We start from the raw sequence: 8,925 nt of genomic DNA on the forward strand, positions 1-8,925 counted from the left end.
GAAGCCCCGGCCGAGCGGGATAGTTCGAGTAGCCCGGGTAACCGGGAGGACCCGGTGGTGGGTAACTCATGTTGTGCTCCCCCGTAGTGCTCGAACGGCAGGAGCTGCAACGCGACCGCGATGGAACTCCGCTGCCGCTGGTCGATGCTACCCACCAGCGGCCCGTCCGATGATCAGGTGGCGAGTTCCCGGTGGTGGCAACCACCCGCGAGGAGGCGGGCCGGCCGCGGTCGCCGGGTTGCGCGGTTCTGTCGGACCTCGGTCCGCCGCATCGGATGGTCCAAGAGGTGATCGCAATCTCGTAGATTTCGAATTTGCGAAGCTGAGTTCCGTGCCCACCAGCGGCGTTCGCCTACTGCACCGCCCGCAGGGTGACCCCGACCAGCACGCTGTTCGGGCTCATCAACCACTGCAACGCCTCGGCCGGCCCCGCGGGGTTCTCGGCCGAGCGAGGCCCGGCCAGCAGCAGAATCCACCGCGCGGCATACGCCTCGTTCTGCCAGCTCTCGTCCGCCGCGGTGTCGTAACTGCCCTCCAGCACCCTGTCCGGCTGCACCTTGAGCATCGACTTCGGGCGCAGCGGCAGCTTCTTGTTGAACACCAGCAAGCTCATCCCTTCCGGCGTGCTCATGACGTCCGCCGCAAGATGCCGCGACATCGGCATGCTCGCCTTCTCGTCGCGGTTGACCACGCTGATGAACCCCAGCCCCGCCAGGTCCAGGCCGCTCAACTGCTCGCGCGGAATGAACACCGCAGGGGTCGGCATCCCGAGCCCGCGATGATCCAAACGAACCCTCTGCTGTCCAGAGTCACGGCACGCATTCACGCTCAGCACGGTATCGGCGGAGGCAGTCCCGAACCGCCAACCACCCGCGCGTGTCCCGCCCCGCACCAGCGAGAACTCGCGACAGATGAATCCGAGTCGGCACCAGTCGAACCGGTGATATCGCATCTGATGCGAACTGAACACGGCGTGATTTCGGAGCGAATATGCCTCCTGAGCTGGGGCGTTATGACGCCGTCGTGGGGCTGACTCTAGCGAACCCGCGGTGAATCGGCCTCGCGGAACGGCACGCTCGCCGCGCCCAGCTCGCCGACATAGCACCACCGAAACCGGAGTCCCGGCGAGCGCGCAGACGGCGCGCTGATGCTGCGCCGCGCGGGCGGTGATGTGGCGAAGGCCGACACCGAGTTCCGCATGTTCTATGGCCGGCCGTTGCCCGCCGAGGCGCACACCGCCGCCCCGTACTCGCTGCCCGCCGTGCTGGTGGACCGGGCTCCGCACGGTGGCTCGAACGTGCTGATCAGCTTGTTGCGTCGGGCTGGTCGCCGCCTTGCTGAGCGATCAAGGTGTTCAGCAGGTCGACGATTTGCTGTTGCCCGGCGGCCGTGGCGTCGAACTTGCCGCGCATCTCGGTGAACCCGCGATCGACTTTGGTGAAGCGGTCGTCGACGTGCGTGCGGAGGTCGGCCAGGTCCTCGCGCAGCGCGTTGAAGCTGGACGTGGTGGCCTGCCGGAAGTCGCGGATCTCGCCACGGATCTGCTCGACATCGCGGTCGGCGCCGCCGGCCAGCACGCGTGCCGCGGCCGCGTCCTGCTCACTGCGCTGCACGCGCTCGGCCAGCTCGCCGACGCGGGCCTCCAGCGCGGCCACGCGCGTTTCGAGGTCGCCGGACGGCTCGGTCATGACGGGCAGCCTACCGTCGGTTCTTGTCGGTGCCGTCGACTCGGCCTCTTTTCGGCCCGATCGGCGCCCTGGTATCGGGAGATACCTTGGTGCAAGCCGATCATGAAACCTCAAGTTTCAAAACACACACCAGCTCTTGCATTCGGAATGCAACCCGGAGTTGCACTCGTTCCGCGACGCTCAGCGCGGCCGTTGAGCGCGCCAGAACGCCGCGCCGGACAGCTGCCCGGCCGGGCTCTCCGACGCCTCGGGAACCGCGCTCGGACGCCGTGCCGGCGGCGGTTCCGGCGTTGACTCGGGAGCCAGCGCGGGCTCGTCGAGGTCGTCGTCCCACTGCGGCGGCAGCGCGCCGTAGGTGTCGAGGTAGCGCTGCCTGCGCCGCTGCGCGCGCTCCTGGTCGCTGAGAAGGCGGCGTGCCCGCGACAGCGACCGGACCCCGGCGCGCTTGCTCACGGCCTGGCCGGTGACGCCCAGCTCGTCGCCGAGCTGCTTCCACGTCGCGCCCTCGGGCCGCGCGAGTCGGGCGGCCAGGATCGCCTCGTCGAGCGCGGCCTCGCACACCTCGGCGACCACGGCGCGGGCGCGGCGGGCCGCGCGCACGCGCACCAGGTGCGCGGCGTCGCCGCTGTCGTCGGCCGCGGCAAGCGCGTCGATCAGCGCGGAAACCGACGCGCGCACGGCCGCCTCGGGTGTGTCCATCGCTCCCCCATGACCGTCCGGTTCAAACCGATGAAACTCAGGGTTTCATCGGTTTGAGCTTAGGTATCGCCACGCGGTTTGAGCTTAGGTATCGCCACGCGATACGCCTTGCTCGTAGACGCACTGCGGCCCCGGCCGCGAGTGGCGAACCGGGGCCGCGGGGTGCGGGTTCGGTCAGTTGGGATCACCTGCCGGCCATGATGCCGCGAGCACCTCGGCGCGCAGCGCGGCGCGGAGCCGGCCGACTTCGAGGAAGTCGAGTTCGGCGATCAGCTCGCCGGTCTTCTGGTCGTGCAGGGCGACGCCGCGGCCGGGCACCCGGCGCACCGTCAGCGAGCGCCGCCGGCCGTTCGCGTTGCGGCACGGCACGCGCGGCGCGCTGCGCTCCCGTCAGCGCAACATCACGACACGTCCCACAGCGCGGGGTGGAGCCGGCCGAGCTGGTTCCACCGCGCGAACGCGACCACCAGTTCGTCGAAGATGTCGCGGGGGCCGGTCTCGGCGACCGCCATCCGCACGTCGCCGCTCGCGCGGTCGAAGGTGACCACCAGCCGCAGCCGCGAGTTGCTGGCCGGGTCGGTGAACCAGTACTCGCGGCGGGTACCGTCGTCCGAGATCGGGCGGGCCTCGACCTCGACGCCGGGCAGCCGGTGCTCGACCACGATCGGCATGTCGTTGTGCTCGATGCCGTGCACGGTGACGGCATCGCGCAACGGCAGGCTGGCAAGGGTGCAATCCGCCAGGGTGGCGGTGCTGTCCAGGACAGCGGTCACGGTTGATCACTCCTCGGGTTCGGTTGCGTTCTCCTCCGGGGCCGGCTGCATCCAGCCCCGGAAGTCCTCGCGTTTCTTCACGGCGGGTGGCTCGTAGCGCTCCAGGCCCTCGCGCACGCGCACCAGCACGGCCTCGCGGGTCTCGAAGTGCAGGGCCGCTCGGGCGCGGGAATGTCGAGCTGGCCGCTGACGCGGTGCGGCAGGGACGACGCTGGGTCGTACTCGCGGCGGTCGGCGAGGTGCCGGGGAGTCGGGGCCGGCCGGGCTGGCTCGCCGCTCACTGCCGGCGCCTGCGCTTCCACTCGCCGAGCTGCTGCACCAGGGCGTCGTTGTCGCCGGCCGCGGCGTTGGCGAGGAACCGCTCGGCGAGCGCGGCGGCCAGCTCCTCGGGCGTGCGGATCACCCGCTTGGGCTGGCGCTCCGGCACGTTCTCGACGTCCATTCCGACTCCCCGTCGCCGGTTGGAGGGCAGCGACCCCGGCCCAGGTCGGGGATCCGGGCCGGAGCCGCTGCCGGTCATTGGGACCGGGGACGGCGCTCTCGTCGTGGGGGAGGAGCCAACGTGGGGCCGTCCCCGGTGTGACAGGATTTGTCACCTCGGGTGACGTGAACCCCGTCACGGTTGATACAACTATGTTGTATTCACATCGTCAAGGCTCACACGGCCGTCCGTTCGGGTGATGGGTGTGTGGTGAAGGCTGGTGTCCCCCGCCCCGAGGAGAAGGTGAACAGCGTGATCACGTCATCAAGCCCTGCCGTGCTCAAGCGCTGGATCGCGCTGGAGTTGAAGCGGCTGCGCAAGGAATCCGGGCTCAAGCAGAAGGACGCCGCAGCGCGCATCGGCCGGTCGCAGCAGCACGTCGGCTACCTGGAGAGCGCGCGGAACCTGCCATCAGCCGGCGACCTGGAAATCCTGCTCGGCCTGTACGGGATGCAGGACCGGATCGACTTCATGCGTGAGCTGCTGACGGCCGCCAAGAAGGGCAAGAACTGGTGGGCGAACCTGAGCAGCGTGGTCCCCCCGTGGTTTGACCTGTTCCTCGGGCTCGAAGCCGGGGCGGCCGAGCTGTCCTCGTTCGACGCCCTGCTCGTGCGCGGGCTGCTCCAGACCCGCGCCTATGCCGAGGCCGTCATCCGGGCGGACAACGACCTCACCGACGACGAGGTGCAGCAGCGTGTCGAGCTGCGCATGGGCCGGCAGCGGATTCTCGACCGCGAGGACGAGCCGGTGCGGCTGTGGACCGTGCTGGACGAGGCGGTGCTCTACCGCAAGCGGGGAGACTCGACAGTGATGCGCGAACAGCTCGCGCACCTCTTGGAGATGTCCGAGCGGCCCCGCATCGACATTCAGGTGCTCCCGCTCGACGCGGGCGCACACACTGCACAGCAGGGCGGCACCTTCACCGTGATGAAGTTCCCGCCCGACATGGTGGGCGATCCGGGCGTGGTCTATTTCGAGTTGGTCAACACCGGGCTCTACTTCGAGGAGCCCGAAGAGGTCGCCTTGTACGAGCGCACGCTGCGCCGCGTGCACGCCTTGGCCGCCACCCCCGAGGACTCGCGGGGGATCATGCAACGCGCAATGAAGGAGGTGTGAGAAGTGGACAACGATGTGCGCGATGCACTGGAGCCTGAGCGAGTCGTCTTCCGCAAGTCCAGCTACAGCGGTGAGAACGGCCAGTGCGTCGAGGTTGGCGAGGCCGCCGATGGCGGCCGGTGGCTGAGGGACAGCAAGGACCCCAGCAAGCCGGCGCATTACTTCACCGCGGGCGAGTGGGACGCCTTCATCCGCGGGGTGAAGAACGGCGAATTCGACTGAGACAAGATCGACACGAGAAGTCGAGCCCCGGCCTAAACGTGGTAGGCCGGGGCTCGTCTGCAGCGCGGCCCCGGCATGAGCAGCCCGGAAGATTCGCCCGCTGGGAACGATCACCGACACTGTGCGTGATCACCTATCGACAGGACTATCAGGCTATCTATAGCCAGTGTCATACTGGTCTCTATGGCTACGACATCAATGCAGCTCGACAGCGGGCTGCGCGACGAACTGGCGGAGATCGCCGAGCGGGACTTCCACGGCGTGCCGCTGGGTGAGGCGGTCAAGCGCCTGGTCAGGGAGCACAAGCTGAACCGGATCATGCGGCGGTACGAGGAGCTGCGCGCCGACCCCGAGGAATGGGCGAGCTACCAGGCCGAGGCGCGGCTGACCGACAACGCGGCCGGCGACGGCCTGCCGGACGCGGCCGAGGAGTACCCGGAGTACAGCCGGTGAGCCGGTCGCCGAGGCTCGCGCCGTGGCAAGTGTGGCTGGTGGACTTCGGCCAGCCGATCGGGCACGAGCAGGGCGGCCTCCGTCCCGCCGTCGTGGTCGGCTCGCTGGCGCACTGCCGGTTCCCGATCGACATGGCGCTCGTGGTGCCGCTGACCACGCGGGACCGCGGCCTGGACCATCACGTGCGGATCGACTCGCCCGAGTCCGGGCTGAACCGGCCGAGCTGGGCGCGCACCGAGGAGATCACGGCGGTGTCCACCGAGCGGTTCACCCGGTCGAAGCCGCTCGGCACCGCGTCGGACACCGAGGTCGCCGAGCTGAGCGAGTGGCTGCGCGAGATGGTCGCCTTCTAGTCAAAACGGCCGTTATCTGGAGTCTCATGACGGCTGTCTTCGATGTTGAACACGAGGGATTGAGCTCCCTGGATCTGCCTGGTGGACGTGGTTATCTGCCGCCGTCCATCACGTTGATCTTCCGGAGGAGCGATGTTTGTTCAGCGGGTGTTGCCGCCCGCCGCGCGGCGCGAGTCGTGGACGGTGCTCGGCAACGACGGCCCGGTGGCGCCGATCGAGCGGTATCTGGCGTACCTAACCGACATTGAGCGGTCCCCGAACACCGTCAAGGCGTACGCGCACGACCTGAAGGACTGGTTCCTGTTCCTGGCGGGGAGAGGTCTGGACTGGCGCGAGGTGCGGCTGGAGGATGTGGCCGGGTTCATCGCCTGGCTGCGTCGACCTCCAGCCGCCCGGACGGGGTCGGTGGCTGTGCTGCCGTCGGTGGAGCATCACTGCGGCGAGTCCACAGTGAACCGCAAGCTCTCGGCGTTGAGCGCGTTCTACCAACATGCTGGCCGCAACGGCATAGACCTCGGCGAGCTGCTGGTCACCTGGCAGCCCGCTGGCCGGCGTGGCACTGGATGGAAGCCGTTCCTGCACCACATCAGCAAGGGCGAGCCACAAGCCCGACGCACGGTCGCGTTAAAGGCCCCACGCAAGCTCCCACGGGTGCTCACTGTCGCCGAGGCTCAAGCGATCCTGGACGCCTGCCAGCGGTTGCGGGACGGCTTCCTGTTCGCTCTTCTTTGGGAGACAGGCATTCGGATCGGCGAGGCGCTGGGTCTGCGGCACGAGGACTTACAACTTGTTTCAGAATGATCGGTGTGTCTGATGTTGGTGGTTGATCATCTTTTGGCATGCTGCTGGGGTGATCGAGGAGTTGGTGCCAGAGGGCTTGTGGGAGCGGGTGAAACCGTTGTTGCCGCCGCGGCCGCCGCGCCGGGATCGGTATCCAGGGCGGTTGCCGACCGACGATCGTGCCGTGCTGGCCGGGATCGTGTTCGTGCTCAAGACCGGGATCACGTGGCGGGAGTTGCCGCGCGAGGTCGCCGGATGCTCCGGGGTGACCTGCTGGCGCAGGTTGCGGGACTGGACCGAGGCCGGGGTTTTCCAAGCGGTGCACGAGCTGCTTCTGGATCAGCTGCGGGCTCTGGACCGACTCGACCTGGATACCGCCGTGGTGGATGGTTCGCATGTGCGGGCCCTGAAAGGGGGGCGGCGACGGGCCCCTCGCCCGTCGATCGGGCTCGCACCGGTACGAAACACCATGTGATCACCGAAGGTGGCGGCATCCCGCTGGCGGTCACGCTCACCGGTGGAAACCGCCATGACAGCACCCAGCTGATCCCGCTTGTCGAGGCACTGCCCACGATCCGGGGCAAACGCGGCCGACCATGGCAACGGCCGCGCTGGCTCTACGGAGATCGCGGCTACGACTACGACCACCACCGGAAAACCTTGCGGGAACGGGGAATCGTCCCGCGTATCGCCCGCAAGAACACCGACCACGGATCCGGCCTCGGCACCGTCCGGTGGGTAGTGGAGCGCGCTTTCGCCTGGCTGCACCAGTTCAAACGCCTCCGCACCCGCTACGAACGTCGCGCCGACATCCATCTCGGACTCCTCCAACTCGGATGCGTCCTGATCTGCTACCGCCAACTCACAACATCATTCTGAAACGAGCTCTAAGAACTCCTAACACAATGAGTTGATCTTGAGTCGGCGCCAGCAGATGAGGCTGCACCCCAGGCTGAGGAATGCTTCGTGGATGTCATCACGGATCTCCCATCGAATGCGCAATCGCCGGAACCAATGCAGCAGCGCGAAGCACTGCTCGACCACCCACCGGTAGACCCCCAGGCCGGAACCGTGTTCGACACCCCGGCGGGCAATCATCGGCTGGATACCCTTGTTCTGCACCAGCTTGCGGTACTTGTCGTGGTCATAGGCACGATCGGCGAAGACCACGTCGGGACGACGGCGAGGGCGGCCTCGCCGGCCGCGGATGGGCGGGATGGCCTCGATCAGCGGCATCAGTTGCGTGACGTCGTTGCGGTTGCCGCCTGTCAGAGTCACCGCCAGCGGGATACCGCCACCATCGGTGATCAGATGGTGCTTCGACCCGGTGCGGCTACGGTCGACCGGGCTCGCACCGGTTTTGGGCCGCCCTTCACCGCCCGCACATGCGACCCGTCCACCGCCGCCCGCGACCAGTCGATCAGCCCAGCGGCGTTGAGCTTGGCCAGCAGCAGCTGGTGCAGTCGTTGCCAGACACCGGCTTCCTGCCAATCCCGCAGCCGGCGCCAGCAGGTCATCCCGGAGCCGTACCCCATCTCCTGCGGCAAGAACTCCCACGGAATCCCGGTGTACAGCACGAACAGGATGCCGCACAGCGCCTTCCGGTCGTCCAGCCGCTTGCGCCCCGGATAGCGGAACCGCCGCTCGACCTCGGGCAACAACGGCTCGAGCAACTCCCACAGCCCGTCCTCAACCTCCCACGGCCTGCGCTGGGCCACCACAACCTCCTGCCAGAAAATCAACAACCAGCAAGATCAATACCACAGCGCCAAGATGATTCTGTTAGGACCTCTAATACGGCAACGACAGGTTGTGACCTGGTTGTAGATCATGATAGATGATCTTGGTGCTGGTTGAGACGGTGGTTGAGTGGTCGGCGGGTTTTGATGCGTTCTGTGGTCGGTTCGCGGCCCGGTTTCCTCGGGTGGAGTCGCGCCGGCAGATGCGTTCCTACGTGCGTGGATTGCTGAGCGAGGTGGAGCGCAAGAACGGGTGGACGTTGGCGGAGGCCGCCGGGGATATCGGGCCGGAACGGATGCAGCGGTTGCTGAACTTTTACGCCTGGGACACCGAGGGGGTACGCGACGATGTGCGGGATGTGGTGGTGGAGTGTCTCGGTGACGCGGGGCGAGGGGTGTTGATCGTCGATGAAACTGGTTTCTTGAAGAAGGGCACCAAGTCAGCGGGCGTGGCGCGCCAGTATTCGGGGACCGCGGGGCGGGTCGAGAATTCCCAGATCGGGGTGTTTCTGGCGTACGCGTCCGAGCGTGGGCGCGCCTTGATTGACCGGGAGTTGTATTTGCCGAAGGAGTGGACGGCGGATCGCGGGCGGTGCCGTGCGGCGGGGATCGGCGATGAGG

At 67.6% G+C, this 8,925-nt stretch carries 15 protein-coding genes; 7 read left to right on the plus strand and 8 right to left on the minus strand.

Annotated elements, in window-relative coordinates; genetic code table 11:
• Positions 1-352 precede the first annotated feature (352 nt).
• The 7 genes from H5411_RS39755 to H5411_RS39780 form a co-directional block, all read right to left on the minus strand.
• Positions 353-766, minus strand: coding sequence for a hypothetical protein (locus tag H5411_RS39755; RefSeq protein WP_183126787.1), 414 nt, complete (start codon positions 764-766; stop codon positions 353-355).
• 538 nt (positions 767-1,304) lie between these two features.
• A complete protein-coding gene (locus H5411_RS39760; RefSeq protein ID WP_183126788.1) occupies positions 1,305-1,688 on the minus strand; it encodes a hypothetical protein in 384 nt (127 codons plus the stop codon).
• 180 nt (positions 1,689-1,868) lie between these two features.
• Complete coding sequence (locus H5411_RS39765; RefSeq protein WP_183126789.1) at positions 1,869-2,387, minus strand: hypothetical protein; 519 nt, start codon at positions 2,385-2,387, stop codon at positions 1,869-1,871.
• Positions 2,388-2,561: 174 nt separating this feature from the next.
• Positions 2,562-2,756, minus strand: a complete 195-nt coding sequence (locus H5411_RS39770) for a hypothetical protein (RefSeq protein ID WP_183126790.1) — start codon at positions 2,754-2,756, stop codon at positions 2,562-2,564.
• 32 nt (positions 2,757-2,788) lie between these two features.
• Positions 2,789-3,160 carry a hypothetical protein gene (locus H5411_RS39775; protein WP_183126791.1) on the minus strand — a complete coding sequence of 124 codons (372 nt, stop codon included), beginning with the start codon at positions 3,158-3,160 and terminating at the stop codon, positions 2,789-2,791.
• A 6-nt stretch (positions 3,161-3,166) separates the two neighbouring features.
• Positions 3,167-3,289 (minus strand): hypothetical protein, encoded by a 123-nt coding sequence (locus H5411_RS48685; RefSeq protein WP_281377552.1) that lies wholly within the window; start codon positions 3,287-3,289, stop codon positions 3,167-3,169.
• 148 nt (positions 3,290-3,437) lie between these two features.
• Positions 3,438-3,602, minus strand: coding sequence for a hypothetical protein (locus H5411_RS39780; protein WP_183126792.1), 165 nt, complete (start codon positions 3,600-3,602; stop codon positions 3,438-3,440).
• Between the two features lie 291 nt (positions 3,603-3,893).
• Here H5411_RS39780 and H5411_RS39785 point away from each other — a divergent pair, with 291 nt between their 5' ends.
• The 6 genes from H5411_RS39785 to H5411_RS39810 all read left to right on the plus strand — a co-directional run bounded on the left by H5411_RS39785 (position 3,894) and on the right by H5411_RS39810 (position 7,444).
• Entirely contained in the window at positions 3,894-4,757 is an 864-nt protein-coding gene (locus H5411_RS39785) for a helix-turn-helix domain-containing protein (RefSeq protein ID WP_183126793.1), read from the plus strand.
• Between the two features lie 3 nt (positions 4,758-4,760).
• A complete protein-coding gene (locus tag H5411_RS39790; RefSeq protein WP_312878710.1) occupies positions 4,761-4,979 on the plus strand; it encodes a DUF397 domain-containing protein in 219 nt (72 codons plus the stop codon).
• 183 nt (positions 4,980-5,162) lie between these two features.
• Positions 5,163-5,432 carry a hypothetical protein gene (locus H5411_RS39795; protein WP_183126794.1) on the plus strand — a complete coding sequence of 90 codons (270 nt, stop codon included), beginning with the start codon at positions 5,163-5,165 and terminating at the stop codon, positions 5,430-5,432.
• Positions 5,429-5,785 carry a type II toxin-antitoxin system PemK/MazF family toxin gene (locus H5411_RS39800; RefSeq protein ID WP_183126795.1) on the plus strand — a complete coding sequence of 119 codons (357 nt, stop codon included), beginning with the start codon at positions 5,429-5,431 and terminating at the stop codon, positions 5,783-5,785. The genes H5411_RS39795 and H5411_RS39800 overlap by 4 nt, the downstream gene beginning before the upstream one ends.
• A 147-nt stretch (positions 5,786-5,932) precedes the next feature.
• A complete protein-coding gene (locus H5411_RS39805) occupies positions 5,933-6,586 on the plus strand; it encodes a tyrosine-type recombinase/integrase (RefSeq protein WP_312878711.1) in 654 nt (217 codons plus the stop codon).
• Positions 6,587-6,635: 49 nt separating this feature from the next.
• A protein-coding gene (locus H5411_RS39810; protein ID WP_183126797.1) for an IS5 family transposase occupies positions 6,636-7,444 on the plus strand; the annotation gives its coding sequence in 2 pieces (ribosomal slippage) (positions 6,636-6,975 and positions 6,975-7,444; 810 coding nt in all).
• An 18-nt stretch (positions 7,445-7,462) separates the two neighbouring features.
• On the opposite strand, the gene H5411_RS39815 is transcribed toward H5411_RS39810, so the two are convergent.
• Positions 7,463-8,283 (minus strand): IS5 family transposase gene (locus tag H5411_RS39815; protein ID WP_183126801.1). Its coding sequence is split into 2 segments (ribosomal slippage): positions 7,463-7,929 and positions 7,929-8,283, totalling 822 coding nucleotides; the frame shifts between segments, so codons are not numbered across the junction.
• A gap of 119 nt (positions 8,284-8,402) precedes the next feature.
• Between H5411_RS39815 and H5411_RS39820 the strand changes: the two genes are divergently transcribed.
• A partial coding sequence (locus H5411_RS39820) for an IS701 family transposase (RefSeq protein ID WP_463672094.1) occupies positions 8,403-8,925 on the plus strand: 523 nt, incomplete at its 3' end.

It is taken from the genome of Amycolatopsis echigonensis (assembly GCF_014174495.1).
Lineage (GTDB): Bacteria > Actinomycetota > Actinomycetes > Mycobacteriales > Pseudonocardiaceae > Amycolatopsis > Amycolatopsis echigonensis.

Bases quoted from the DNA above. Each gene is read 5' to 3' on its own strand.
- H5411_RS39755 (WP_183126787.1), bottom strand. From the start codon at position 766: ATGCCGACCCCTGCGGTGTTCATTCCGCGCGAGCAGTTGAGCGGCCTG.
- H5411_RS39760 (WP_183126788.1), bottom strand. From the start codon at position 1,688: ATGACCGAGCCGTCCGGCGACCTCGAAACGCGCGTGGCCGCGCTGGAG.
- H5411_RS39765 (WP_183126789.1), bottom strand. From the start codon at position 2,387: ATGGACACACCCGAGGCGGCCGTGCGCGCGTCGGTTTCCGCGCTGATC.
- H5411_RS39780 (WP_183126792.1), bottom strand. From the start codon at position 3,602: ATGGACGTCGAGAACGTGCCGGAGCGCCAGCCCAAGCGGGTGATCCGC.
- H5411_RS39795 (WP_183126794.1), top strand. From the start codon at position 5,163: ATGGCTACGACATCAATGCAGCTCGACAGCGGGCTGCGCGACGAACTG.